This window comes from Glutamicibacter endophyticus (assembly GCF_048457885.1).
GTDB lineage: Bacteria > Actinomycetota > Actinomycetes > Actinomycetales > Micrococcaceae > Glutamicibacter > Glutamicibacter endophyticus.
In genome coordinates this window covers 2,422,026-2,448,033 of record NZ_CP174200.1, presented here as the reverse complement: position 1 = coordinate 2,448,033, position 26,008 = coordinate 2,422,026, and the positions used below count along the sequence as shown (strand labels likewise).

General features: G+C 57.9%; 21 protein-coding genes and 1 pseudogene. 15 read left to right on the top strand and 7 right to left on the bottom strand.

What is annotated here, in order from left to right:
* Positions 1-27: 27 nt before the first annotated feature.
* The 4 genes from rpsI to ACJD00_RS11330 all read left to right on the top strand — a co-directional run bounded on the left by rpsI (position 28) and on the right by ACJD00_RS11330 (position 4,068).
* Entirely contained in the window at positions 28-528 is a 501-nt protein-coding gene (gene rpsI / locus ACJD00_RS11345; RefSeq protein WP_309406263.1) for a 30S ribosomal protein S9, read from the top strand.
* Positions 529-659: 131 nt separating this feature from the next.
* Positions 660-2,009: a phosphoglucosamine mutase gene (gene glmM, locus ACJD00_RS11340; protein ID WP_418907094.1), complete on the top strand. Its 1,350-nt coding sequence runs from the start codon at positions 660-662 to the stop codon at positions 2,007-2,009.
* A 120-nt stretch (positions 2,010-2,129) separates the two neighbouring features.
* Positions 2,130-3,467: a UDP-glucose dehydrogenase family protein gene (locus tag ACJD00_RS11335; RefSeq protein ID WP_418907093.1), complete on the top strand. Its 1,338-nt coding sequence runs from the start codon at positions 2,130-2,132 to the stop codon at positions 3,465-3,467.
* Between the two features lie 406 nt (positions 3,468-3,873).
* Positions 3,874-4,068, top strand: coding sequence for a hypothetical protein (locus ACJD00_RS11330; protein WP_418907092.1), 195 nt, complete (start codon positions 3,874-3,876; stop codon positions 4,066-4,068).
* Between the two features lie 245 nt (positions 4,069-4,313).
* On the opposite strand, the gene ACJD00_RS11325 is transcribed toward ACJD00_RS11330, so the two are convergent.
* Complete coding sequence (locus ACJD00_RS11325; RefSeq protein WP_418907091.1) at positions 4,314-5,279, bottom strand: helix-turn-helix transcriptional regulator; 966 nt, start codon at positions 5,277-5,279, stop codon at positions 4,314-4,316.
* A gap of 97 nt (positions 5,280-5,376) precedes the next feature.
* Here ACJD00_RS11325 and ACJD00_RS11320 point away from each other — a divergent pair, with 97 nt between their 5' ends.
* Positions 5,377-5,742, top strand: coding sequence for a VOC family protein (locus tag ACJD00_RS11320; protein ID WP_418907090.1), 366 nt, complete (start codon positions 5,377-5,379; stop codon positions 5,740-5,742).
* 1,020 nt (positions 5,743-6,762) lie between these two features.
* Here the strand turns inward: ACJD00_RS11320 and ACJD00_RS11315 are convergent.
* From ACJD00_RS11315 to glmS, 5 genes are all read right to left on the bottom strand, one after another.
* Positions 6,763-8,292 carry an NAD(P)H-hydrate dehydratase gene (locus ACJD00_RS11315; RefSeq protein ID WP_418907089.1) on the bottom strand — a complete coding sequence of 510 codons (1,530 nt, stop codon included), beginning with the start codon at positions 8,290-8,292 and terminating at the stop codon, positions 6,763-6,765.
* A gap of 54 nt (positions 8,293-8,346) precedes the next feature.
* The gene (locus tag ACJD00_RS11310) at positions 8,347-8,697 is read right to left on the bottom strand and encodes a holo-ACP synthase (RefSeq protein ID WP_418907088.1); all 351 of its coding nucleotides are present in this window, start codon (positions 8,695-8,697) and stop codon (positions 8,347-8,349) included.
* Positions 8,698-8,775: 78 nt separating this feature from the next.
* Entirely contained in the window at positions 8,776-9,354 is a 579-nt protein-coding gene (locus tag ACJD00_RS11305; protein ID WP_418907087.1) for a PIN domain-containing protein, read from the bottom strand.
* Positions 9,355-9,397: 43 nt separating this feature from the next.
* Positions 9,398-9,832: a helix-turn-helix domain-containing protein gene (locus tag ACJD00_RS11300; protein WP_418907086.1), complete on the bottom strand. Its 435-nt coding sequence runs from the start codon at positions 9,830-9,832 to the stop codon at positions 9,398-9,400.
* Between the two features lie 302 nt (positions 9,833-10,134).
* Positions 10,135-12,006: a glutamine--fructose-6-phosphate transaminase (isomerizing) gene (gene glmS, locus ACJD00_RS11295; protein WP_418907085.1), complete on the bottom strand. Its 1,872-nt coding sequence runs from the start codon at positions 12,004-12,006 to the stop codon at positions 10,135-10,137.
* A gap of 211 nt (positions 12,007-12,217) precedes the next feature.
* On the opposite strand from glmS, the gene coaA reads away from it, so the two are divergent.
* The 7 genes from coaA to tsaD all read left to right on the top strand — a co-directional run bounded on the left by coaA (position 12,218) and on the right by tsaD (position 17,759).
* Positions 12,218-13,135, top strand: a complete 918-nt coding sequence (gene coaA / locus ACJD00_RS11290; protein WP_418909331.1) for a type I pantothenate kinase — start codon at positions 12,218-12,220, stop codon at positions 13,133-13,135.
* A 95-nt stretch (positions 13,136-13,230) separates the two neighbouring features.
* The gene (mscL, locus tag ACJD00_RS11285; protein WP_418907084.1) at positions 13,231-13,629 is read left to right on the top strand and encodes a large conductance mechanosensitive channel protein MscL; all 399 of its coding nucleotides are present in this window, start codon (positions 13,231-13,233) and stop codon (positions 13,627-13,629) included.
* Positions 13,630-13,761: 132 nt separating this feature from the next.
* Positions 13,762-14,964, top strand: a complete 1,203-nt coding sequence (gene alr, locus ACJD00_RS11280) for an alanine racemase (RefSeq protein ID WP_418907083.1) — start codon at positions 13,762-13,764, stop codon at positions 14,962-14,964.
* Entirely contained in the window at positions 14,954-15,517 is a 564-nt protein-coding gene (gene tsaE / locus ACJD00_RS11275) for a tRNA (adenosine(37)-N6)-threonylcarbamoyltransferase complex ATPase subunit type 1 TsaE (protein WP_418907082.1), read from the top strand. The genes alr and tsaE overlap by 11 nt, the downstream gene beginning before the upstream one ends.
* Positions 15,514-16,197, top strand: coding sequence for a tRNA (adenosine(37)-N6)-threonylcarbamoyltransferase complex dimerization subunit type 1 TsaB (gene tsaB, locus ACJD00_RS11270; protein WP_418907081.1), 684 nt, complete (start codon positions 15,514-15,516; stop codon positions 16,195-16,197). Before tsaE ends, tsaB begins: the two co-directional genes overlap by 4 nt.
* Complete coding sequence (rimI, locus tag ACJD00_RS11265) at positions 16,194-16,679, top strand: ribosomal protein S18-alanine N-acetyltransferase (protein WP_418907080.1); 486 nt, start codon at positions 16,194-16,196, stop codon at positions 16,677-16,679. The genes tsaB and rimI overlap by 4 nt, the downstream gene beginning before the upstream one ends.
* A gap of 6 nt (positions 16,680-16,685) precedes the next feature.
* Positions 16,686-17,759: a tRNA (adenosine(37)-N6)-threonylcarbamoyltransferase complex transferase subunit TsaD gene (tsaD, locus tag ACJD00_RS11260; RefSeq protein WP_418907079.1), complete on the top strand. Its 1,074-nt coding sequence runs from the start codon at positions 16,686-16,688 to the stop codon at positions 17,757-17,759.
* A 347-nt stretch (positions 17,760-18,106) separates the two neighbouring features.
* On the opposite strand, the pseudogene ACJD00_RS11255 reads toward tsaD, so the two are convergent.
* Positions 18,107-19,341, bottom strand: a pseudogene (locus ACJD00_RS11255) (IS3 family transposase).
* Between the two features lie 329 nt (positions 19,342-19,670).
* Between ACJD00_RS11255 and ACJD00_RS11250 the strand changes: the two are divergent.
* The 3 genes from ACJD00_RS11250 (at position 19,671) to ACJD00_RS11240 (ending at position 25,885) form a co-directional block, all read left to right on the top strand.
* Complete coding sequence (locus ACJD00_RS11250) at positions 19,671-23,363, top strand: hypothetical protein (protein ID WP_418907078.1); 3,693 nt, start codon at positions 19,671-19,673, stop codon at positions 23,361-23,363.
* A 689-nt stretch (positions 23,364-24,052) separates the two neighbouring features.
* Complete coding sequence (locus ACJD00_RS11245) at positions 24,053-24,883, top strand: DUF262 domain-containing protein (protein WP_418907077.1); 831 nt, start codon at positions 24,053-24,055, stop codon at positions 24,881-24,883.
* A gap of 87 nt (positions 24,884-24,970) precedes the next feature.
* A complete protein-coding gene (locus ACJD00_RS11240) occupies positions 24,971-25,885 on the top strand; it encodes a hypothetical protein (RefSeq protein ID WP_418907076.1) in 915 nt (304 codons plus the stop codon).
* The last annotated feature ends 123 nt before the right edge of the window (positions 25,886-26,008 follow it).

The following is a 26,008-nucleotide window of genomic DNA, read 5'->3' as shown; positions in this document are numbered from 1 at the left end:
AGAAAAACAACTTACTAGGAGATTATCGTGGCTCAGAACGCTGAAGAGATCACTGAATTCGAAGGCGAAGCTCCTTCGTCGTACACCACCGAGACCAACGCCTCGACCACTGTGGCCGAGACCGAGCGCGCACCGCTGACCGTTCCGGGTGCAGCTGTGGGTCGCCGCAAGCAGGCTATCGCCCGCGTGCGTCTGGTTCCGGGTTCGGGCAACTGGACCCTGAACGGCCGCGCACTGGACGACTTCTTCCCGAACAAGCTGCACCAGCAGGACGTCAACGAGCCGTTCAAGGTTCTGGGCCTGGAAGGCGCCTACGACGTTATCGCTCGCATCCACGGCGGTGGCCCTTCGGGTCAGGCCGGTGCGCTGCGCCTGGGCATCGCTCGTGCACTGAACGAGATCGACCGCGACGCTAACCGCCCGACCCTGAAGAAGGCCGGTTACCTGACTCGCGACGCTCGCGTCATCGAGCGCAAGAAGGCTGGTCTGAAGAAGGCCCGCAAGGCTTCGCAGTTCTCGAAGCGCTAAACCTTCACCGGTTTCAACCGAAGGCTCCATCCCTCGTGGATGGGGCCTTCGGGTTTTTAACGGCACCCTAAATTACCGACCCGTCTACGACATATGCGTTAAATCGAATAGCACGGCATATCATGGTAAGGATGGCAAGATTATTTGGGACCGACGGGGTCCGTGGAAAAGCAAACGAATTATTGACGCCTGAGCTCGCCTTGAAGCTCGCACAGGCCGCATCCGTCGTGCTGGGACGTAGCCAGACCGACGAGGGGCGTAAGCCGGTCGCCGTGGTGGCCAAGGATCCGCGCATCAGCGGTGACTTCCTCTCGGCGGCCATTGAAGCGGGCCTGGCAGCTTCGGGAGTTAACGTGGAGGACGCCGGCACGTTGCCGACGCCGGCCGCCGCCTACCTGGTGGGGGATCTCGGCGCGGACTTCGGCGTGATGATCTCCGCCTCCCACAACGCCGCGCCCGATAACGGGATCAAGTTCCTGGCCCGCGGCGGCAAGAAGCTCGATGACGCGCTCGAAGACGCAATCGAGGCCTGCCTGCAGATGGAACCTCCGCGTCCGATCGGCGGCTCGGTTGGCCGCGTACGCCGTTTCTCGGATGCCGAGGACCGCTACATCGTTCACCTGCTCCAGTCCCTGCCTAACCGCCTCGATGGACTGAAGATCGTACTGGACTGCGCCCACGGTGCCGCCTCCGGTTGCTCACCTGAGGTCTTCTCGGCCGCCGGTGCCGAGGTGATCGTCATCGGTGCAGAACCCGATGGCATCAACATCAACGACGGCTACGGCTCCACCCACCTCGGACCGCTACAGGCCGCGGTGCTCGAGCACGGCGCCGACCTAGGCATTGCCCACGACGGCGATGCAGACCGCTGCCTCGCCGTGGACCACGAGGGCACCATCGTGGATGGCGATCAGATCATGGCGATCATGGCGTTGGCACTGAAGGACCGCGGCGAGTTGAAGGACAACACCCTGGTTGCCACCGTGATGAGCAACCTCGGGCTGACGCTGGCCATGGAAGCTGCCGGCATCACCGTGAAGCAGACCGGTGTGGGAGACCGCTACGTGCTCGAAGCCATGCGCGAAGGCGACTATTCGCTCGGTGGCGAACAGTCCGGTCACGTAATCTTCAGCCAGTACGCCACCACCGGTGACGGTGTTCTTACCGGCCTGCAGATCGCAGCCCGTATCAAGGCCACCGGCAAGAGCCTGAAGGAACTGGCTAGCGTACTTAACGTGCTGCCGCAGGTACTGATCAACGTCCGTGGCGTGGATAAAGCCGGCGTCAGCGAATGCGAACCGTTGCTGAATGACATTGCGAAAACCGAGCTGCGCCTAGGTAGCACCGGACGTGTGCTGCTACGTCCCTCGGGCACCGAACCGGTGGTGCGCGTGATGGTCGAGGCCGCCACACAAGAACAGGCACAGACCGAAGCCGAGGCGCTGGCCGCCTCCGTGGCGGAGCATCTAGCCTTGAGCTGACGCACCGGTGAATCTTTGGTGAATGCCACATCCCCACCGTAGTGTCCGACAGGGCCTGACCGGTGGGGATGTGGCATTGTTGCACTTAAAGCAGTTCCAGTTGAAGGGGAGTCATCCAGCGTGAGCCTGCGCATCAGCGTTATCGGAACCGGATATCTCGGAGCCACCCATGCGGCCTGCATGGCCGAGCTTGGCTATGACGTCATCGGCGTCGATGTCGATAAGGAGAAGCTCGCGGCCCTAGCCGCAGGCATTTTGCCTTTCCATGAACCGGGCCTGCCCGAGTTGCTGCGTAAGCACGTGGGTAGCGGCCGACTGCGTTTCACCGACTCGTATGAACTGGCCGCGAACGAGGCAGATATCCACTTCATCACCGTGGGCACTCCGCAGCGCGCCGACGGGCACGGGGCCGACATGCAGTACGTGGATGATTCGGTCGACAGCTTGCTCGAGCACATCACCGGTGAAGCACTGATCGTGGGCAAGTCCACCGTGCCGGTGGGGACGGCCCGCCGACTGGCTGCCCGGATTGCCGACCGTGCCCGCCCGGGGAGCGAGGTCTCGCTGGCATGGAACCCCGAGTTCCTCCGCGAAGGCTTCGCGGTCAAAGACACGCTGTCCCCGGATCGTCTGGTCTATGGCTTAGACGGACAGCGGCCGCTAGAGCTGCTGCGTCGGGTGTATGCACCGATCCTGACCGCAGGCACCCCCGAGGTTGTCACGGACTGGGAAACCGCCGAACTGGTCAAGGTGGCCGCTAACGCCTTCCTCGCCACGAAGATTTCCTTCATCAACGCCTTCGCCGAGGTGACCGAGACCGTGGGCGGAGATATCAAGACCCTCGCCGACGCCATCGGACACGATGCGCGTATTGGACGGAAGTTCCTCAATGCCGGGGTTGGCTTCGGTGGCGGATGCTTGCCCAAGGACATTCGTGCCCTCCAGGCCCGCGTGAGCGAACTGGGCCTGAGCCATACCATGGGCTTCCTCGCCGAGGTGGACCAGATCAACTTGCGGCGTCGTGACCGCGTGGTGGCGCTGGCCAAGAGCATGCTGGGCGATCAGCTACCCGGTAAGCGTGTGGGCGTGCTCGGTGTGAGCTTCAAGCCCGACAGCGATGACGTTCGTGACTCGCCAGCCCTCGATGTGGCCGTACGCCTGTTCAACGCCGGCGCCGAGGTCTCGGTCTACGACCCGCAGGGCAACGCCAACGCCGCCGGCCGCTTCCCGCGCCTGAACTACGTTGATTCGTGGCAGGAGGCCGCGCAGGATGCCGATGTGGTGCTCCTACTCACCGAATGGCAGGAATTCCGTCAGCTACAGCCCGAACAGCTCGCCGAGGTTGTGGCCGAACAACGGTTGATCGATGGACGCAATGTGCTGGACCGGCCGGCTTGGCGAGAGGCCGGCTGGGACATCACCGGGCCGGGGGAGAAGTACCCGCAGCAGGAGCTCTAAACGGCCCTGAAAACGGACGGGGCCGCCGACGCTGAAGTGGAGTTACCTTCCACTCTGCGTCGGCGGCCTTCGTGTGTCAGAGGCGGTTCTAGAGCCCGAATTCGCCCATGACAGCTACTAAAAAAGAAGCGTGACGCAAAGTTTTGGCAAGCTAACTTCGGTATCTGATACCTATTTGCTCGAGCAAGGACTAGGCATATGTCTTGCGCCGGAACGCAAGAACTCCTAGATTAACCTTTGCTGGCGAGGAGGCCCAATAAGAATCATGTGCACACTAGACCAGCGTGGATGGATATACGAAGTACTGAGTGTGCGACTTCGCACGAGTGATGCTGTGTGTGAGTAAACTTCCGTTAGGGGCGTTCAGATACTGCAGGTACGGCAGGCTACCAAGGAGGTCATTGCGATGGCTACTACTATTCTGTTCAAAGGTGGTCCGTGGGCGGAAAAAACAATGCCAAACAACCTGGCGACAATTGCGACAATAAATCAATTCAACGCGGGGAATTACGCTGGTTGCTACGAAGAAAACACTCACGCGGGCACGTTTCACTTTGACGGGGTTCCTGCTCGAGTCTTCGTTTGGGTCGTTCGCCAGTGATGTCAGGTATTCTCGAGGAACTACAGGCCAATACCGGTAAGTGTGGTTGTAAGGTCTGAGAAGATTCGGGTTCGCAGTCAACGTTCCGCTCACGAAGCGTGGATTCCGCCTGACGTGAAGTCACGTATCGACGACATATCACTGGCGTAATTTGTGCGTAGCTACGGATTCTAGCTCAAGCGACCATCTTGCTATAGGTGTAATCTCCGGGTCCTTTTGTAGACAGTGCGCTTAATACCATCGAGTCATAGGGAAGGGGTCGAGTGTCTTTCTGCGAGATCCCTAGCCAGCTGAACGATGCGTTCGCGGGCTTCCTGTGGCGTCAGTATTTCGATGTGGTCGCCAAATTGGAGGAGTTGCCGAACTGATTCGAGGCTGGGATAGCGGATGGCTACGGTACACCAACCATTCTCCGCGTTGCTGACATCGTCGATGCGGGCGCCCAAGACTCGCCGTGCGAGGTCTAGGCGGTTATCTCTGAGGCGGGCGGTCACCCTTATCGAACCTAATATTTCGGTATGTTCTTTCAGCACACGCCATAGGGTACGGAGTGTCCAGTCGGGACGAAGGGCCGCTGGCGCGTCAAGCGTCTCGTAGGCTGACAGACGTTCCAGTGCAAACAGCCTGCCGGTTCCCTCGTCGTCGGCGATGAGGTACCAGCGGCCCGATTTCGCTACGATTCCGTACGGGTCAACCTCCAGTGTCGAGGGTTGTTCTTCGGCGCTGCGCCTGTATTGGATGCGCAACCGACGTCGCTGACGTAACGCGGACGCTAGTTCCGCTACGTCCACCTCCGAGTTCGAGTGGGCAAGCCACGGGCTGCTGTCAACCAAGACCAATTCCGACAGGCGGGGCATAGTCGGGTGGTTGAGCGCTGTATTTTGGCGGGCGGCTATCTTGTTTGCAGCCGACTCACGCACAGCAGACAGTCCCAAACTCTCAAGTTGCGTGCTGTCCAAACCCGCCACGGAGAGGGCTTCCAGCTCCCGAGGTTCCAGGTGCGATGCATTGAGCCGTGCATTGGGGAGGAGGACGATTCCGCCGTTCCGTCCGCGTTCGGCATAAACAGGTACACCTGCCGTCGCAAGCGCCTCGACATCTCTTAGTACTGTTCGCCGGGATACCTCCATGCGTTCGGCGAGTTCGGTAGTGGTGATGCGCTGACGTACTTGCAGGAGTAGCAAAAGTTGCAGCAGTCTCGAAGCCTTCATACTGACCAATCTTCGCAGAAAAGGTGACAGGTCTTGTCGCGATTATGCCGTGAACTTGTGTGACAACCTGAACCCAACGACTTTAGGAGAGTGCACTGTGCCCGCGCCCAATTTGTTCCTGATTTACGTACGCGACGCTGAACGCGCCACGGTCTTCTACAGCGACTTATTCGAGATCGAACCCACCTTTTCCAGCCCTCGCTACGTTGCTTTCGAAGTTGCTCCCGGCGTCTTATTCGCGCTGTGGACTGGACGCAACGAACACGCGGTTCCGAGTACTCCTCGCACCTGCGAGGTCGGGCTGATGGTTCCAGGATCGGCGTCGGCCGTAGATGCGATCTACGCGAGATGGGTCTCTAAAGGAGTCCACGTTGTCGAGGAGCCTCATGATGATGTCTTTGGCCGTACATTCGTAATCACCGATCCCGACGGTAATCTCATCCGGGTCTCCCCAGTGGACTGATCTAAACAGATCCGTTCTCTACGATCAGTCTCGAAGGGCCGGCCTAAGGCGACGGTCGGCCCTTCGACCTGGCTAGAAGCTAAGACGGTTAACACCCGGTGTTGGCCTCGCGTCGCGCCACCGTCTGAAAGTCTCTCGCCTCTTTGTCTACGATGGCTGACCAATCAGCGAGGTCGCTGTCCGTCGCTAGGTCTCTCAACCCACCACGAAACGCTGGCGCGAACGGCCTTACCAGCGAACGAGTATATGAATGTTTACCTGAGCGAAGACCTCGCGGAATACGACATCCGAAACCGTATTGACGCGCTACGTCGTCTTGCTGATGCGATTGAGGACGGGCCCGGCTCAGTTCGACGCATGATGAGTTAGCTTCGATGTGTCAACAGATATCCGCATCCACACTGTTGCGAGGCGGACCCAACTGCCCGCTTTCCGATCGTGGTAGAGGGACCCCGCTAGCGCTTATGAGCACCCTTAAACCGGCTAACTGATACACGTGGTCGTGAAAGACGAGCGGGAACACACACGACGATGGTTATTGGAACCACGCTGGCCGCAGGGTGAGTGACGAGAATGCTTGGCTCAGTTCTTCTGACAATCCGAAGAGCATGCTGGGCAACCTGATGCTCGGATACGACTTCACGCACGCGAACATCGACGACCATTCACGGGTCGATTACACCGAGCTCTGGCGTCGTCTACCGAACGCGGCCCACGATCTGCCAAATTCTGGCGAGCACCGCTATTGCGTATCGGTCCTTCCTTCGGGACGTCACACGCGATGTCCTAGTTTTCACCCGTGACGTGCACAGGCCTTTTCTCACCGCCGACGATCGGAATGATCTGGGGGCTCCAACGGATCATGGCCGATGGCTGGCCTCACGCTCACGACTACGAGTCAGAAGAAGAGCAGGGGCTCGCTCTCGAGGTAGTTGCACGACCATAACCAAAACGACCGTACACTTCCTGCGTTGAGTGACCGTTCTTCACTCGAGTAGTCAACCTCGAAAGTCAGTGCATCTACAGCCCGAACTCGCCCATGACGGCTGGCAGGTTCGCAATCAGCCGAGAGGCGCTCACGCTACCCTGTGCGGCGGTGACACGGCCTAGATGACCGTGGATCACTGCCGCGCAAGCCGTTAGCTCCAACAACCGGTTGTTGGAGACCGGAGTCAGCCCCTGAGCGCCGGTCAGTGAGGCGTCGGAGAGCAGACGACCTAAGATTCCCGTAAGCACGTCTCCGCTACCTGCGGTGGCCAACTGTGCCGAGGCGTGGCAGACCATCAGAGTGCGACCATCGGGGGCCACCGCGTAGCTGGTCGGTCCCTTGAGTAGTACCACGGCGTTGTAGGCCAGTGCGGCCCAACGGGTCCAGCGGGCCGGGTCTTCCGAGATTTCATCGGCGGTCACCACGACTCCAGCGCGCTTGAGCAGCATGCGCAACTCCTTGGCATGCGGAGTCAACACGCGTGGCTGGACACTTGGACCAATGGGCACCAATTCCAGTCCGCTGGCGTCGATCACGGCGGGCTGGCGGCTGGTGAAGACATCGGCGATCACACCGGTCGGGGGAGTGCGGCTGTCGAGACCCGGGCCGATGGCCCAAGCGGAAATTTTTGCACCGCGTCCGTGAAGGTAACGGCGAGCCAGTGAGAGTGCCTCGCGAATCTGGTCATCGTCCAGCGGCACCGATTCTGGCACGGTCTGCGCCACGAGCGCCTGGACTTCGGAGGGGACGTGGGTGCGCAACAGCCCCACCCCGCCGTCGACTGCGGCCCGTGCGGTCAGCTGTGCGGCTCCCGGGTACAGTGCTGAGCCCGCGATGAGTCCCAAGACCCCGCGTTCGTACTTGTGACGCCCAGCATCCCGCCAGCTGCGGTGGACCGACAACAGCTCCTTGGCGGAGTCTTCGTCCACCAGGTGCGCGGAGGGGGTTTGCGAATCTGTCGTGAATTCGAGCCCAGCCAATTCAACCTCACCGGAGACCAGCGGGCCGTCGCCGCTAATCAGCGCATCCTTCATCGCCCCAAAGGTTACGGTGCGTTCGGCGAGAAGAACGCGATCGTCGGCACGCGCCGTGGTGAGGTCCAACCCCGAGGGCACATCGCAGGCCAAGACTCGGGAGCCAGCCGGCAGGGTAGGCAATTCGGCACCCGGACGGTAACCGATGCCGTAAATGGCATCGATGATCAGGGCGGCGTCCTTCAGACGCTGGTCAGCCTGTTCCAGCTGGAGCACCTCGGCAGCAGAATGCGCCTTGAAGGCCTTCAGTGCTTCCTCGTGCGCGGTATCTGCGCATAGCACGGCGCAGGTGGCATATCCGTAGCCGGCGAGCTGCGCGAGCGCATACAAGCCGTCGCCTCCGTTATTGCCCGGGCCGATCAAGCCCACCACGAGCGTGTCGGTGTTGGCTGGATGCTGCTCGAGCATCTGGATTGCGCACTGGGTCAACGCGCTGGCCGCCTGCTGCATCAGAACAGAACTTCCACGCGAGGAAATTTCTTCCTGCTCGACCGCACGTACTTGAGCCACACTGTAAACAGGGATCATACAAGTAAGAATACTCATCGATACCCGGTGGACGACAATTATCCGCGCCGATAATTAACGCTCTGCGACCACCATGGCGATAGCCATATCCCCATCGTGCGACAAGCTCAGGTGCCAATTCTTGATGCCCAAGGCATCGGCCCGTTTAAGGACGCTCTCGCACAGCGAGACTTGCGGTGCTCCGGCCTCGTCCTTGACGATCGTGCAATGCTGCCAATTTAGACCTGCGGGGGCACCTAAAGCTTTGGCAATAGCTTCCTTGGCCGCGAACCGAGCCGCAAGCGAACGCAAGGGGAGCGGACGCTCTGAGTCGGTGAAGAGTCGCTCGAGGAGCCCTGCCCCTTTTTCGAGCTGGGTGCCAAATCGGGGAACGTCGACGATGTCCACGCCAATTCCAACAATCATGGGTATAACAGTATCTAAAGGTTGAGCGTGAACCGATTTGGGCCCGGTTTGTGAGCAAATCGCCACGATGTGTCAGAACTATGTGCGGCGAGACGAGCCGCAACGTCCAATGTTCAGAATGTGTTGTTGGACGGCGTCTGCAAACATGGGGCAGTTTGAATCGCGGAGCGCATCGGGCAGCGACTTTCCGTTTCTTGCAGCCCAATACACGGCTTGTTTTTCTGTTACGTTTCGTACATATGATGGCGCTGAGGAATTGATTTCCACAAAGAATTCGTCGCAGTTAAACACCTCGTAGAACGTGTCCTCGGAGAGAAATCCGGTGTCTTCGGTCAAGAGAACGTTCGCACGACTGGCGGTTGCCGCATGATGCACGTGCCAGTCTTCGCGGTCTGTCATTTCGGGGACTTTGCCGCCAGGGTAATTGACGAGAATCTCGTCAAACAGTAATTGACATTTGTCCACCAGTTCTGCGACTAAGGTGCCTGATGCTTCAGGATATTTGTCCCGAAGACGCGAGCCCGCTTCCGTGATGATGTCCCAAGTAGTGTGGATCTGGAATAGACCACCTTTAGACTCGGCACGCAACAGGAATAGCCAATCACGTAGTGTTCGGCTGAATAATACGTTCGCATCGACGAAAACACGCTGGATCATAGACGCAATATTGCCCTAGATTCAGCGTGTTTTGAAGATTCGGCTAATCCCCAAGTTCGTCCTCAACCTTCAAGAACTCTTCCATGGCGACACGCCGTGCTTGTTCCCGTCGTGCCTTGAATGCTAGAACAGCCTCGCGTTTAAAGCGTCGGTGGCTTCCTACTTTGAACGACTCTATCTGCCCCTCGTTAGCAAGTTTTAGTATCGTTGGGCGGGAAACTCCAAGGACTTCTGCAGCCGTATTACTTGTCAGTTCATCGGGCAGCGTTGCAACGCTTACGCTGCCGTTTGCGGCTAGTGTACGCAATGTGAGGTTGAAAATGGCCGAAAGTTCCTTGGGCAGTTCGCGTGTTTCTCCATTAGCAAGAACTGCCGCAAAGCCCGTGATTTCCGCTGCATGATTCTCGAACTCGTCACGGACGGATCTGAGGTCTTCTGCCGAAACGATAACTTCGTTTCTCAGTAGAGCTGCGCTCATGTCCCGTTCTCCTATTCTTGCGAACGGTTCAACACCTCGACGTAAGCTACCGCGAGGTACCTGCTTGTACCGTTATCTACACGTTCATAGTATCGCCTTTCATTTATAAGTGAAAGGTGTCGTGTGTCGTGCGCGTGACCGCCGGTGGGCCACGGAGCTGGCGCTAACTGGGTCGAAGGCGTGTCAACAGTCTAGAAAAAAAGAAGCGGCCGCCACGATCCCTGAATCATTCAGAAGTCGTAGCGGCCGCATTGCCCGCAAAATTCGGACCTAGCAGGTTACTAGCCTGTTCAACCTATCGATTACTCGACGGTGACAGACTTTGCCAAGTTACGAGGCTGGTCAACGTCGTAGCCCTTGGCGGTCGCCAGTTCGCAAGCGAAGATCTGCAGCGGCACGGTGGCCAGCAGCGGCATCAGCAAGGTCGGAGTCTCCGGCACGTAGAAGACGAACTCGGCGTACTCACGCACGTCCACGTCGCCTTCTTCCGCGATTACCAGGGTGTTGGCGCCACGGGCGCGAACTTCCTGAATGTTGGAAACGACCTTCGAGTGCAGGGAATCGCGTCCGCGTGGCGAAGGCACGACCACGAAGACCGGCTGGCCGTCGTCGATCAGTGCGATCGGACCGTGCTTCAGCTCGCCGGCGGCGAAGCCTTCGGCGTGGATATAGGCGATTTCCTTGAGCTTCAAGGCGCCTTCCATGGCAACCGGGTAGCCAACGTGGCGGCCCAGGAACAGCACGGAGGAGGCATCGGCCATCGAGCGGGCCAGGTCCTTGATCTCGTTGTCGCGATCCAAGATGTCCTGGATCTTCGACGGGATCTTGCCCAGGTCGGCCAGAATGTCCTTGATCTGACCCGAGAACAGGTTGCCACGCAACTGTGCCAGGTACAGGCCCAGCAGGTAGGTGGCGGTGATCTGAGCCAAGAATGCCTTGGTGGAAGCCACTGCGATCTCCGGACCGGCGTGCGTGTAGAGCACGGCGTCGGACTCGCGCGGGATGGTGGACCCGTTGGTGTTGCAAATGGACAGGGTCTTTGCGCCCTGCTCCTTGGCGTAACGCACGGCCATCAGGGTGTCCATGGTTTCGCCGGACTGCGAGATCGAAACGATCAGGGTGTTCTTGTCCACGATAGGTTCGCGGTAACGGAACTCGTGGGAGAGCTCGACCTCAACCGGGATACGGCACCAGGATTCGATAGCGTACTTGGCTACGGAGCCTGCGTATGCGCTGGTACCGCAGGCGAGCACGACGATCTTGCTGATCTTGGCCAGCTTCTCCGGGTCAATGCGCAGCTCATCGAGGGTCAGCTTGCCCTCTGCGTCCGAACGGCCCAGCAGGGTGTCGGCCACGGCGGCAGGCTGATCGTGGATTTCCTTCTCCATGAAGGAGGGGAAGCCGCCCTTTTCGGCGCTGGCTGCATCCCAGTCGACGTTGAATTCGCGGCCCTCGGCCGGTTCGCCGTCGAAGCCGATGATGCTGTGGCTCTCCGGGGTGATGGTGACGATCTGGTCCTGGCCCAGCTCGACGGCGCGACGGGTGAAGTCGATGAAGCCGGAGACGTCCGAGCCGAGGAAGTTTTCGCCCTCGCCCAAGCCAAGGACGAGCGGGGAGTTGCGGCGTGCGGCCACAACGACGCCCGGGTGATCCTGGTGTACGGCCAGCAGGGTGAAGGCACCCTCAAGCTTGTTGACGGCCAACTGCATGGCGCGGGTCAAGTCGCCCTCGGCCTCGCTGCTGTACATCTTGCCCAGCAGTGCTGCAGCAACTTCGGTGTCGGTGTCCGAGAGGAACTTGACGCCCTCTGCGACCAGGGAGGCCTTGATCTCGGCGAAGTTCTCGATGATGCCGTTGTGGATCATGGCGAGCTTGCCACCGTCGGCAAGGTGGGGGTGGGCGTTCTGGTCGCTCGGACCACCGTGAGTTGCCCAACGGGTATGGCCGATACCGGTCAACGAGTCCGGCAATGGCGCCTCGGCAATCTGGTTCTCAAGGTTTACCAGCTTGCCGGCCTTCTTACGGGAGTGGATTGCCCCGTCAGCCACGACGGCCACGCCAGCCGAGTCGTAGCCGCGGTATTCCAGTCGACGCAAGCCTTCAATTAGAACGTCGAGGGCGCCGTGTTCGGCGCTCCGGCTCGAGGTTCCTGCATATCCAACGATTCCACACATGCCCAAAAGCCTACCTTTTGAAAGGCGATGGAGGTAAAAATGGTGGCACGTGACATAGAAAAATCGGGAATATCGCATCGCCCGTGCCGCGTGATGCCGTGCACAGTAGGCCAAGGGGTTGTGCCCCAAGTTTGGGCAAACCCTATGGTTCTTGGCAGAATTTGACCCCGTGGAACCACAGCATGAGGTCGATGCCCCCATTACTCCTTTTGTGGAGCTAGACCGAAAAACTTGGGCGCGACTATCTAATGAGATGGAGCAGCCGCTGAACGAAGCCGATATCGAACGGCTCCGTGGCCTCGGCGACGGCTTGGACCTCGACGAGGTGCGCGATGTCTATCTGCCGCTGAGCCGCCTGCTTTATCTCTACGTGCAGGGTGCGGGTGCCACGCACCGCGCCACCACCACCTTCCTTGGGGAACAAACCCGGCGCACCCCGTTTGTTATCGGTGTCGCCGGTTCCGTGGCGGTCGGTAAGTCGACCACGGCTCGTGTGTTGCGCGAACTGCTTCGTCGCTGGCCAGAAACTCCCGACGTCCAGTTGATCACCACCGACGGGTTCTTGTATCCCAACGCCGAGCTTGAGCGTCGCGGGATCTTGCATCGCAAAGGTTTCCCCGAGTCCTACGACCGCCGTGCGCTGTTGCGTTTCGTCTCTGCGGTGAAGTCCGGCGTGCCAGAGGTGTCGGCACCTATGTACTCGCATTTGACCTATGACATTCTTGCCGGCGAGCGCAATGTGGTGCGCTCGCCACAGGTACTGATCGTGGAAGGACTGAATGTCCTGCAGCCTGCACGGATCCGCAACGATGGAACGGTGGGTCTGGCCCTGAGTGACTTCTTTGATTTCTCCCTCTATGTCGACGCGCGGACGAGCGATATTGAAGAGTGGTATATCTCGCGATTTATGAAGTTGCGCTCCGGAGCCTTCGCCGATCCGGCCAGCTACTTCCACCGCTACGCTCAACTCTCCGATGAGGAGGCTCGTCGCACCGCACATGGCATCTGGAAGCGCATTAACGAGCCGAATTTGAAGGAGAATGTGCTACCCACGAGGGGTCGGGCACAGTTGGTGTTGCGCAAGAGCGCCGATCACTCGGTGAGAAGAATGCTGCTTAGGAAGCTTTAGCGGCTTTGACTAGTTGCTAACCGTTCACCGAAAGATTCTGCACTCGTTAGCCGAATCAGTCGTGGTCCGAATAAATCGCTGTGTATGATCAAGCCATGCTTAAGGGTTTTCGCGATTTCATCTTAAAAGGCAATGTTGTAGATCTGGCCGTTGCCGTTGTGATCGGTGCCGCCTTCGGTGCCGTTATTACCGCGCTGGTGGACAGCGTTCTCATGCCGCTGATCTCGGCATTGACTAAGTCGCCAAGTTTTGATCAGTTCTTGGTGGTGACCATCGATGGTAATGACATCAAGTTTGGTGTCTTCCTCACCGCCTTGGTGAACTTCCTGCTGATTGCTGCGGCTGTCTACTTCGTAGTGGTTCTGCCGATCAATAAGGTTACCGAGTCGCTCAAGGCGCGCCGCGGCCTAGACGGTGAAGAAGAGGAAGCCGAGCCAGATCCGCAGTTGGCCCTACTCGAGCAGATCCGCGACGAAATCAAGTCGCTACGCTAGCGCCAACTAACTACTATTCGACCTACTTGCGAACAGGCCGGTGTCACCGAATCGAATCGGTGACACCGGCCTGTGAGCTTTAACCTTGCTGTTTTGGAGCATTGCGGCGGCTAAAAGTGGCAAGATGGACAGGTGAACTTTGAAGTAGCCGATGAGTCGTCCGCCGGTCAGCCGCCGGTTCCGGGGCATCAGGATGGGTGGGAACGCCGGGCGGAAATCGACCTGTCCGCGATCCGTCATAACGTGCGCCGGATCGCCGAGCTCGTAGCCCCGGCGGCCGTGCTAGCCGTGGTGAAAGCCGATGGCTACGGTCACGGAGCCGAACAGGTCGCCCGCACCGCACTCAGTGCCGGAGCGCGATGGCTGGGTACCGCACACGTCACCGAAGCACTGGCGCTACGCCAGCGTGGACTCACTGCACCGATGCTGGCTTGGCTGCACACGGCCGACACACCCTTTGAGGAGGCCCTGGCCCACGATATTGATCTGGGTGTTTCGGGTTGGGAACTGGACGCCATCGCTCAGGCCGCGCAACGCACCCAAACGCCGGCTCGCGTGCACCTCAAGGTCGACACCGGCTTGGGGCGCAACGGCGTACCACTTGAGCTACTACCCGAGATCCTGCGCAGAGCCGAGGAATACCAGGACGCCGGGCTCCTGCGCGTGGTGGGCGTGTTCTCTCACCTAGCAGTGGCCGATGAGCCCGAACGTGAAGAGACCGACCGGCAACTTGAATGCTTTGACGATGTCATCGCACAAGTAGAGGCCGCTGGCTTCGACCTCGAGGTACGGCATATCGCTAACACCCCGGGCATCCTGTCTCGACCCGACTCGCACCACGATCTCGTACGGCTCGGACTGGGCATGTACGGTCTGAGCCCCTTCTCGGACGAAAGCCCGGAACACTACGGTCTGCGCCCGGCCATGCGTCTGGTGACCAAGGTGGCCAACGTCAAACGCGTACCAGCCGGGCAGGGGGTCTCCTACGGCCTGCGCTACATCACCGAGCGTCCGACCGTGCTTGGTCTGATTCCCGTGGGCTACGGCGACGGTCTCCCGCGCGCCGCCACCGGGGCACCAGTGACCATCAACGGACGCTCCTACCCGGTACGCGGGACTATCGCCATGGACCAGTGCGTAGTGGACCTCGGGCCGGATGCCGATCCACAAAAACTGCTTGGCGCCGAAGCGGTGATCTTCGGAGAAGGCGGCCAACCGGTCACCACATGGGCCGAGGCCGCAGGCACGATCAACTATGAAATGATCACGCGCATCTCACCGCGCGTTCCACGACAATACGTCGAAGGCAGCTGGGGAGCTACCGATGGAAACTAACCAACAACAGCTACAGCTCGAGCTCACCACACTCGAAGCCACCGAACGAGTAGGCCATCTGCTCGGGGCCTGGCTACAAGCCGGCGACCTAGTGATCCTTACCGGCGCGCTCGGAGCCGGCAAAACCACGCTGACCCAGTCCCTCGGCGAGGGACTGGAAGTACGCTCGGGCATCATCTCACCGACCTTTGTGCTCTCTCGGCACCATCCCTCACTCGTTGAGGGACCGGGGCTCGTCCATGTGGATGCCTACCGGCTGGAGGCCGGGGGAGAGATCGACACCTTAGATTTGGAATCCACGCTCGGTGAGAACGTCACCGTCGTGGAGTGGGGGACCGGCAAGGTCGAGCACCTCAGCGAGTCACGACTCGAGATCAGCCTCGATCGTGAACAGTTGGCACCTAATACGGCCGCCCCGTGGGAAGAATCCGAGGAAGAACTCGATGAACCGCGCACCATGGTGGTTCGTGGCATCGGTCCTCGTTGGGCCGAGGGTAACTTCCAACGTCTCGCCAGCGCACTCGAACTGGCAGTGGGAGAAGGAGCAGCATGAACGGCATCTACCTAACCATCGATAGTTCGGCGCATGCCTCGGTGGCCCTTGTGGACGCCGTTAACGGCACGGTGCTCGCGGAACGTACTTCCCCGGCACCCAACGACCAAACCGAAACGCTCAACGCCTATGTCGCCGAGCTGTTGGACGACCAACAGATTCAGGGGTCCGCGCTCGCCGGGATCATCGTGGGCGTGGGACCGGGTCCCTTCACCGGGCTCCGCGTGGGGCTCGTCGCTGCCCGCACCTTTGCCTACGTGTGGAGCGTCCCGCTGAACGGCGTGATGTCCCTCGAGGCACTCGTCCAGCGCGTACTCGATGCCGACGTGCAGGTTCCGAGTGAATTCGTTGTGGCTGCCGATGCCCGGCGCCGCGAACTGTATTGGGCACGCTTTGACGCCTCCGGCACGCTACTCGAAGGGCCTCGCGTAGGGGCGGCAGACACCCTGCCCGCACTGCCGGTTTACGGGGCCGGAGCGGGGCTCTACCCGGAGCAGTTGGAGGAGGCCGGTGCTCAGCCCGTGGCATCCAGTGCCGACTGGCTCGCCGAAGCCGCGCTGCTCGGGCGACGCGGTCTGCAATTCCTCGCCGACGGCGTAGACCTCAGCGACACCGCTCCACGCTATCTACGTGAATCCGATGCGCAAGTACCGGCCTTCATGCGGAAGGCTCAAGCATGAGCCCTGAACTACGCTGGATGACCACGGATGACATCCCCGCAGTTCATGCACTTGAGACCGAGCTGTTCCCCGGCGACCCGTGGCCGCTGGAGGGCTTCGTCGCAGAGCTCGAGCAGGTTGAGACGCGAGACTATTGGGTCTACGAAGCCGACGGTCAGATCCTCGGTTACGCCGGTTTGTGCACCGTGGCCGAATTTGCCGACGTGCAGACCATCGGCGTGGCACCCGCCGCGCAGGGGCAAGGCCTGGGCCGCAAACTGATGCAGACGCTTATCGCGCGGGCCCAGGAACGCGGAGCCGAGCAGGTCATGCTTGAAGTCCGCGTGGATAACCCGGTGGCCATCGGACTGTACGCTTCTTTGGGATTCGAGAACATTCATATCCGTCCGGGTTACTACAAGGGCGGCATTGACGCGCAGATTATGCGCTTGCCGTTGCCGTTACGAGTTACAGCCGACGCAACGCTGGATGAGAAGGACTAGGTACTGATGAACCGCAATGAACCACTGGTGCTGGGAATCGAATCATCCTGCGATGAAACAGGCGTAGGCATCGTCCGTGGCACACGAATGCTGGCCAACACCGTCTCGAGTTCCATGGAAGAGCACGTCCGCTTCGGTGGGGTCATCCCGGAAATCGCGGCCCGCGCACATCTCGACGCCTTCGTGCCCACTCTCGGTCAGGCCCTGCGTACCGCCAACGTCACCCTAGACGAGATTGATGCCATTGCAGTGACCAGCGGGCCCGGGCTTGCTGGTGCACTGATGGTTGGAGTTTCTGCGGCCAAGGCTTTGGCCGTGGCCACCGGTAAGCCGCTCTACGCCATCAACCACCTCGTGGCCCACGTGGGTGTCGGCGTTCTTGAAGGCACCGTGCTACCCGAGCAGTTCGGTGCGCTACTGGTTTCCGGTGGGCACACCGAAATCCTGCGCGTCGGCTCGCTGACCGAGGATGTGCAGCTGCTCGGTGCCACCATCGATGATGCAGCTGGAGAGGCCTTTGACAAGGTAGCCCGCCTGCTCGGCTTGGGCTACCCGGGAGGACCCGCAATCTCTAAGGCCGCCGCGGAAGGCGACCGAAAGGCATTCCGTTTCCCCCGCGGATTGAGCCTGCCCAAGTTCGTTGGAACCGCCGAGAATCCGGGTAAGCACCGGCACAACTTCTCGTTCTCCGGGCTGAAGACCTCGGTGGCCCGTTGCGTCGAGCACTTCGAAGCGGCCGGGGAAGAAGTTCCTGTCGCTGATATCGCCGCTAGCTTCCAGGAAGCCGTCGTGGACGTGATCACGTCCAAGGCGGTACGCGCCTGTCAGGAGAGTGGGCTGACCACGCTGTTGTTGGGCGGGGGAGTCGCGGCCAACACTCGCCTTCGTGAGCTACTGGCCGCACGCTGCGCCTCGGCGGGCATCGGGCTTACCGTGCCGCCATTCGAGCTATGCACCGATAACGGTGGAATGGTCGCGGCACTGGGCGCTCAGCTGGTGGCTGGGGGAGCGGAGCCATCTGGCCTAGACTTCGCGACCGATTCTTCACAGCCGGTGACAGAGATCCTTCTCCCTTGCTAATTCCGAACGATATGAACCTGCTTTGGAGCTTTGCTTCAGATACGGGCGACTAGCGCCGAATTTAGGCGGGTAGGTGAGAGTGTTTGTCGACCTGGCATGTAATCTCGTGTTCTGTGGGCAGTCGATTTCAAGACTTTATACACACCCACTATCTTGAATCCGCTTGAAGTTTCTAGGTTAAGGCTGAGATAGGGGCTCCAACTCTTTTGGTTAGTCGTTGCACGCATCGGTTCTGCCGTTTCTCGCGATGATTTCTACCGTGACTGGTTATCTGGTGCAGCGCGACTAATTTGATATCACGATTGAACTTTTCGGCTTCCTCGCAACTAGTGGACACGTGCTCTAGCTCATGCGGCTAGCACGAGTTCGGTTTCCCGGGCACAGGCCAGCATATGCTGGTCACGAAGCACCTGTTCAAACTCGACCTGAGATAACATCCGCATGCTTAGATGCAACAGGAGACGGTTATAGAAACCCCTAATCCACCAAGCCACTTTCTGTTTTGCTTCTACATGGTGCTTCACCGGTAGCGGACATAGTATTCACTTCTTTGTATCGACCAGAACGATTCGCTCATGGCGTTATCCCAGCGCACTCCTGCGCGCCTTACTGAATGCAACAGATTCAGTTCAAGCGCCGCGTCTTGCAACTGAGCCGAGGTGAATCGAGAACCTCGATCTGCTTGGAACGCCATGCGGCCAGAGGGTTGTTCGTCACACAGCGTATTGCCCATGCGCGGCTACCTTTCACTAGATTGGTGTCCTGCGCGTTGTTCAGCGCCAACCCGGGCACCCTGAGAGAACATCACGCAGCTCACACCAGTACAGCCACCCCCATTTATGAGCGGATATGCAATATCGCTGATCCAGACTTTACCCCGGGGCTCCTTGATCCCGTTGGCGGTGCATGCCATCCGGCAGGTGATAGGTTTCGATGCCAAGGATTTTGGCCGCCGGCGTGAATCTACTAGGGCTGATCTCTTCGATGCCCTGCTGAAGCATCGAGACAGACACCGTCTTCTGACCAGCAGGGGATCCTTCACGAGACACTTCCACAGCCACCTGCGGTGCACCGCAAGTCCGGTCTGAGTCTTTGAAGACCTTGACGACGTTATGGTCGTGTTCCGGATGCACGGCAGCACTTGGGGACGGCTCGTTTGGTCTGGCATTGCCGCTAGGCGTAATAGCCGGATTCAGACACCTGAATCAATGCCGTCATTCGGGTCAGGGCGAAGTGACTCTTCCAGGTGTATATCAGTTCGAACCGTTCGATCGATGTTGCTTAAACGCGAAGAAGGACGCTGCTTTTTCCAGAATGCGGTCGTCTTCCCGCCGATCGCAGACTTCTTTGCGCAAGTGTTTGAGTTCTTGGCGTTCGGTTTCGTCCAACGTGCCAGTTCTTTAGCTATTCTTGCCTCGACAGGCGCGTTCCTTCTTCACTCACGTGCCCAGTGATTGCTCACCGAGGTTCAGATCCTTGGCGACAGCGCTGATGCTGGGCCAGGCGTCGATGACTAGGCCGGTTGTTTTCGGCGCTACTCGTCGTTGAAGGAACTGCGTTGCTGTTCATACTCTTCACTAATGACATCCTCCCGAATGTCGGATCAGGGATCCTGCTCGTTCGGGTGTCCACCAATTTAGGCTAACCACAATTCCATAGGTCCGCCAGTTTCGTATACTTGCAGATAAGCGCATTGTTGGCGAGCAGTCCGCTTTCCGAGTCGCCTAGTTTATAGTAAAATTAGATATGATACGGGCTGAATTTAGATTCGCAATGCATCACATTCACCAGTCAATATAGTGGGTAGCGCGGGGGTTGCATGTGAATTATCGTCTGCCACATTTAGTGAGTCAAGCTCAGCTTGAGGCCTGGGGAAAGTCTCGCGCAGCGCAGTCGCGGACACCCGTGCTCGTGCGAAATCTTATCGCCGACCTAGTTCCAAACATCACTCGACTGAATATGCCCGGTGATGAGCACGTGAGTCATTCCGGCTATGACGGAATTGTCTCGTCGCTCGTTGGTACTCCGTTCGTTCCGCTGGGTGACAGCGTCTGGGAATTCGGAGTTGGACAAGGCACGAATAGCAAGGCCGATGAGGACTACAACAAACGTACTAAAGACCCCCTCGGTGTTGATAAATCGAAAACGACATTTGTTTTTGTGACTACAAGTAGTTGGCCAAGTGGTCGAGACTGGGCAAAAAAGAAGACCGAGCTTGGCGAGTGGAAAAATGTTGAAGTAAGAAATTCATCAGATCTGTATGCCGCCCTTGAGAGGTCGCCCCGTACTCATATTCGGTTCTCCGAAGAACTAGGGTTACCTTCTAACGGAGTGCGCACTCTTGAGAATTGGTGGGAAAGTTATGCGGCTCGCGCGCATGGATTACTTACTCCAGGCCTTCTGACTGTCGGGCGTGCGAACGAGGCGGCCCTGCTTTTGGCATCAATAACTGACGGCGCTGCTCGACAGCTTTGGATCCAAGCACCTGACTCCGATGAAGTCCTGACCTTTGTCGCCTCCGTGATCAAGAAGGCCGACCCGAAGCTCTGCCAGGAATTGCTCGACCGCGCACTTGTTGTCTTTGAACCGGGCGCACTTAGGTGGCTCGGAGACACGGAGGGACTGCTCATCCTTGTCCCGTTCGAGGAGTCGCTGGTTCGGCAGGCTGACCTCATCGGCGGTCACCATGTTATTTTGCAAACCTCGTCGGGCCCCGCGTCGTTCGTACTGCCAAGGATTCCGATAGGTGAAGCGGAACGAGTGCTTGGGAGCCTAGGGGTAGAAGAAGCGCGAGTGTCCGAACTCGCCCGTGCTATAAACAAGAGCGTCGCACTCTACAAACAGAAGCTCACTGGGTCGGCGAATCATTCCACATTGACTGTAGCAACGTTCGCCGATTCAACACTGGCCCGCAGAGCATGGCTTCTGGGCTCGTGGAACACCGGAGCGTCCGGAGATAGGGAAGCGATTACACAGCTCACGGGCGTCGGGCTAGCAGAGTACCAAGAAGCCCTGATTCCCTTTGTCGAAGGTTCGGTGCCGATATTTACCAAGGTTGGTGCGGCCACGAAGGTATTCGATCGGGAAGCTTCTGGTTCGGAAGTGTTAACTCGAATCACTGCGGAAGATCTTCGAGCGCTCGAGGTTGTGATGCAAGACATCCTTGGTGCAGTTGATCCGAAGCTCGATCTCCCTAGGGATGAGAGGTGGCGTGCCAATATTGACGGTAAGGTACGAAACCACTCATCTGATCTGCGAAAAGGCTTGTCCGCTACCCTCGCCATGCTGGGGTCGTTAGAGCATGACGAGGATCAAGTCGTCGGTGGCCAGACGCTCAGTGCTTGGTCACAGATGCTTGTTCGAGCGCTCCTGGAGCGCGCGGAGGAGGACAATAACGGAAAACTCTGGGAATCACTCTTCGACGTTCTGTCGTTGATCGCGGAAGCAGCTCCAGACGCCTTCCTTGATGCAGTCGGTACCAGGTTACGTCCAGGAGGAAATCTCCCTGACCAAGTCTTTATTGAGGGTAGCGATCACTTCTTCTCACCGACCAGCCCACATGTCTACATTCAATGGGCGCTGGATGTCCTTGGTTGGTCGCCAGCTTATTTTGGGCAGACGACAGCCCTGGCCATGCAGCTGGTACAGATGGCGCCGAATGGGAAGGTCTCAAACCACCCCCTAGAGTCGCTCACGAGATCGTTTGTCCCGTGGCGTCCGCAGACGTTAGCGTCGTTGAAATCGCGCAACAGAGTACTCACCCGTCTAGCGAAGAACCATCCCAGCGAGACTTGGTCTCTTTTGCTCACGTTGCTTCCGAGCTCCCACGGTTTCATAACTGAATCGGTCGGCCCTAAGTTTCATGACTGGAAGTCTCAGGCGCTCCAGACCAAAGTCACTATGGCCGACTACTTTGGTGCCGTAAGCCACATCGTTGACCTGAGTCTCGAACTCGTGCAAGATGACCCGGCCCGTCTCGTTGATCTTGTCGACAAACTGGGCGACCTTACAAAAGATCTTCGCGAACGTGTTCTTGCGGCCTTCGAGGTGGCCAGTAGGCGAGGTGATCTTGAGGAAGGTGTGGCCGAGGGAGTATGGAAGGAGCTCACTGCGCTAACGCGGCGGCATCGTGAGTACAGCGGAGCTGATTGGGCGATGGACGAAGACGAGTTGGTTATCTTTGACAATCTGGCGGCGAAGTTCGAGCCTGACCAGACACAAGATCGAGTGGAGTGGCTGTTTGAACATAGCCCCGACCTTGTAGATGTAATTCGCCGAGGCGATTATCCTGCATACAGGATTGAGCTCCGCCGCCGCCAGGTCGTCGCAACTGAGTTGGTATTCGACCAGGATGGTCTCGATGGACTCCTTGAACTTGCAAGTAAAGTAGAGACACCCTGGGCGGTCGGCACAGCTGCGGCCGATTCAGATCACGTTGTGCTCGATATTGACATCCTGGCACCGGTTCTAGTGAGCGAGAATAAGGGAATCCAGCGGTTTGCAGAAGCTGCGATTGCCCACATTACGTTGCCTGACTCCGCGAGAATCGTGTCACTGGCTCGTCGTCATCGAGAGTCAGCTCTAATTGTCGCTCGAATTCTGCGAATCGCAGAAGATCTGCAGTTGGTCTGGGACTTGTTGCCTGACTTCGGTGCCGACGTAGAGCGGCTCTATTGGTCCGAATTCGAAATCCAAGGACGTGGCGACTTTGAGCTTGTTAACGAGGCCGCGCGTAGACTCGGTAAACATGGCCGCTATGCGGTTGCGCTCCATATGCTCGCGCTCTATTCCCATGGAGGCAAGGTCCAGCTCGCTCCTGAGCTCGTCGTTGAGCTACTCAACTCGCTAGCCTTCTCGGGTGACCCCGAGTTGTGTATATTGTCGCGATATGACATCGAGACGCTGCTCGAGAAAGCCGAGCAGAGCGGCGCTATTGATGTCGAGCAACTTGGACTTCTGCAGTGGAGGCTCTTGCCAGCCCTCGACGAATCGACGAATACTAAGGCTCTTCAATCATTGCTCGCGACATCACCGGAGTTCTTTGTAGCGATCATCAGCTACGCTTACCGCGGCAATAAAGAAAATGATGGACCCAAAACCTCAGCCGAGACCGCATCAAATGCTTGGCGCCTGCTTTATCGCTGGAAGTTGATTCCAGGTACGAGAGAAGATGGCATGATAGACGAGATCTCGCTTGCGAACTGGATTGGCGAGACCCGAGAACGCCTGAGTGCAGTTGGCCGGCTTGAAGTTGGAGAAGCTCACATAGGCATGGTGCTGGCCAAGGACAAAGCCGACGAACAGGAGCAGATCTGGCCATCGACGCCGGTACGGAATTTTCTTGAGACTGACAGTAGCCAGACCATCGATCGCAACTTCAAGATCGGAATCTTCAATGGCCGAGACGTGACATTTCGAGGACTCACTGACGGTGGGATTCAGGAACGCGAATTGGCAGACAAATACAATGACTATGCGAATGCGTTAGCGGACGAGTGGCCAAAGACAGCTCGACTGTTACGTGAAGTTGCCAAAGGCTTCCGAGATGAGGCGCTGGGACACGATGAAGAGTCGCGTCGAGTCGAAGAAGGCTTTGACTTCTAGCTCACCCATCTGCGAGCATCCCCTCGTTTGCACTCCACGGGTCTGCAGATATTTCAGCACTGTGTGAACCGTGAATCTAAGCCGCTGGCTGGTCCGTTCAGTACGCCCGCTTCGACTCATAGAGCCTGACCAACTCTCCAACTGCTTCGCTGTTGGGGGATTACGGCGGAGGTTGACCCTGGAGCCCTTGAGCTTTTATGCCGGCAGGTGCTTCTCGATGCTATTCTCTAAGTCGCTTAGATCACTGCGCAGGAGGTTTTTGTCTTTCGCTACGTTGTCCCGGACTTTGACAGTCACTGCGCCGTTCCTTGATTCCCGGTATAAGTATTCGCTTGCCACTTTCGCTCAGCAGATGAGTTGTTTGATTTTACGTTCGAGTTCTCTGCGGCACAGTGTTGCTCCCAACGTGGCATCTGACATTTGATGCGTGCTTCAACCGTGTCGGCGCCAACTCGCACTTGCTGGCTGGAAAGACTTAAATCCTGTTGATTATTGCGTCGGAGTCCCTTGCTGTGCGTCCCGCCTAGACAGCTGAGCGCTGTTTCAAACCTGTTGGAAAGCGAAAGCGCCTTCAACGCCGGTACTTGGGGTCCGAATGAAGGACCTGGAACGTATGATTTTCACCTTTCTAGTATGGCGAACAATACCGATTCGGTTACGATGCACCGATTTGTAGGTTGAAAGCGATAATGTCAGATACGGTGTTTGCCTTAGCCGCTTTAGGGGGAAATTTGTCGAAGTATTCAGTGCGTCAAGAGCAAGTGCAAACACTTTTAACATGGGTGCGCACGGGGCAGATTGCCATTCCGGAAATGCAGCGACCATTCGTTTGGAACTCTACTAAGGTGCGCGATCTGCTCGATTCGCTATACAACGGTTATCCAGTTGGTTACCTCATCACGTGGCAGAGTGTTGATGTCGGCCTCAAGGATGGGACCACATCCGGTCACAAGCAGATCCTAATTGATGGACAACAACGCATCACTGCCATGACCGCCGCACTTGTGGGACATGAGGTTGTCGATAAGAACTATGCGCGTAAGCGCATAAAAATTGCCTTCAATCCACAAACGCAAGCGTTCGAAACCTTGACGCCGGTTATTAACCGAGATAAAGCGTGGATTCCAGATGTTGCAGAGTTTATCAGCGGGTCATCAACCTACCGAGCGATCACCCAGTACCTAGAGCAAAATCCGAATGCCGACGAATCAGTTGTGGTCAATTCGCTTCAGCGGCTCGGAGACATTCAGAATGCTGCCGTTGGCATCATTACGCTAGCGGATGATCTCGATATCAATACAGTCACCGAGATCTTTGTGCGTATTAACTCAAAGGGTGTCCCGCTTTCGGGCGCCGACTTTGCGATGAGTAAGATTTCCAGCCATGGAACTCATGGAGCTAACTTGCGCAAGCTCATCGACTACTTCTGTCATATGGCTCGCCATCCGCATGTGTTCGAGGATATTACTAAGAACGATGCTGAATTCCTCGATTCGGGCTTCATGGACGAGATCGCGTAGCTAAAGGACGATAATTCAGATCTCTTCGACCCGGACTACACAGACATTATTCGAATTGCGGGCCTACGAGGATTCGGACGAGGCAAGATGGCTAGCCTAGTCAGCTTGCTTTCCGGACGAGACTTCGAGACTCGATCCTACAGTGAAGAGCTCGCCCGAGAATCTTTCGCTCAGCTTGAGTCTGTTCTACGGGAGATTGTCAATAAGTACAATTTCCAGCAGTTCATTCAGACGATTAAGTCAGCGGGTTTCACACAACCCCGCCTGATTGGCTCTACTAACGCACTGAATTTTGCTTACGCGCTATTTCTGCGACTGCGGGCAGAAAAGCAGCTCGGCCCGGGTGAGATTCGCAGCGTAGTCCGCCGCTGGTACGTCATGTCATTACTGACTGGACGGCAATCCGGATCCTTTGAGACAGTGTTCGAATCAGACCTGCGCCGTATTAACGACCTAGGAGTCGTTCCATACCTCGAAGAGATCGAGCGAGGGCGTCTCACCGAGGGGTTCTGGGATGTGGAATTACCTTCGAATCTCGACACCACAAGTACCCGTAGCCCTTACTTCAGTATTTTCCTTGCCGCGCAGGTTCAACGGAACGCGAAGGGCTTCTTGTCGAAACATGTAACGGTCGCGCAGATGCTTGAAGACGGAGGGGACATACACCATCTCGTTCCCAAGAACTATCTGGTCAAGTCGGGTATCAAAGACAAGGCTCTATATAACCAAATCGCCAATTTTGCGCTGACGGAAACTCACGTGAATATCGCGATTAGTGACACCGACCCATCGGTATACGTTTCCCAGGTCGAGAATCAAATCGCGAGTGGCCGGCTTACACTGGGGGAGATTACAACAGCCGACGAATTAGCTAATGCGTTCTCTGAAAACGCAATCCCCACGTCACTATCCGAGACGACTGCGGCTAACTATCAGTCATTCCTTGTCGAACGGCGTATAGCTATGGCGAAATACATTCGAGAGTACTACGCACATCTCTAAAGCTCGTTGAACACTAGGAGCCGATCATAAAGCGGGGCCCGCGGATACTTAACAAGCAATATTGGGGCACCCCGATCATTGAAGACAGGGGCTAGACGCCTTACCGGGACTGGTTGGCTGACA

Bases quoted from the DNA above. Each gene is read 5' to 3' on its own strand.
- tsaE (WP_418907082.1), top strand. From the start codon at position 14,954: ATGGAAACTAACCAACAACAGCTACAGCTCGAGCTCACCACACTCGAA.
- ACJD00_RS11305 (WP_418907087.1), bottom strand. From the start codon at position 9,354: ATGATCCAGCGTGTTTTCGTCGATGCGAACGTATTATTCAGCCGAACA.
- ACJD00_RS11330 (WP_418907092.1), top strand. From the start codon at position 3,874: ATGGCTACTACTATTCTGTTCAAAGGTGGTCCGTGGGCGGAAAAAACA.
- mscL (WP_418907084.1), top strand. From the start codon at position 13,231: ATGCTTAAGGGTTTTCGCGATTTCATCTTAAAAGGCAATGTTGTAGAT.
- ACJD00_RS11240 (WP_418907076.1), top strand. From the start codon at position 24,971: ATGGCTAGCCTAGTCAGCTTGCTTTCCGGACGAGACTTCGAGACTCGA.
- tsaB (WP_418907081.1), top strand. From the start codon at position 15,514: ATGAACGGCATCTACCTAACCATCGATAGTTCGGCGCATGCCTCGGTG.
- glmS (WP_418907085.1), bottom strand. From the start codon at position 12,006: ATGTGTGGAATCGTTGGATATGCAGGAACCTCGAGCCGGAGCGCCGAA.
- ACJD00_RS11315 (WP_418907089.1), bottom strand. From the start codon at position 8,292: ATGATCCCTGTTTACAGTGTGGCTCAAGTACGTGCGGTCGAGCAGGAA.
- tsaD (WP_418907079.1), top strand. From the start codon at position 16,686: ATGAACCGCAATGAACCACTGGTGCTGGGAATCGAATCATCCTGCGAT.
- ACJD00_RS11245 (WP_418907077.1), top strand. From the start codon at position 24,053: ATGTCAGATACGGTGTTTGCCTTAGCCGCTTTAGGGGGAAATTTGTCG.
- ACJD00_RS11310 (WP_418907088.1), bottom strand. From the start codon at position 8,697: ATGATTGTTGGAATTGGCGTGGACATCGTCGACGTTCCCCGATTTGGC.
- ACJD00_RS11325 (WP_418907091.1), bottom strand. From the start codon at position 5,279: ATGAAGGCTTCGAGACTGCTGCAACTTTTGCTACTCCTGCAAGTACGT.
- ACJD00_RS11300 (WP_418907086.1), bottom strand. From the start codon at position 9,832: ATGAGCGCAGCTCTACTGAGAAACGAAGTTATCGTTTCGGCAGAAGAC.
- glmM (WP_418907094.1), top strand. From the start codon at position 660: ATGGCAAGATTATTTGGGACCGACGGGGTCCGTGGAAAAGCAAACGAA.
- rimI (WP_418907080.1), top strand. From the start codon at position 16,194: ATGAGCCCTGAACTACGCTGGATGACCACGGATGACATCCCCGCAGTT.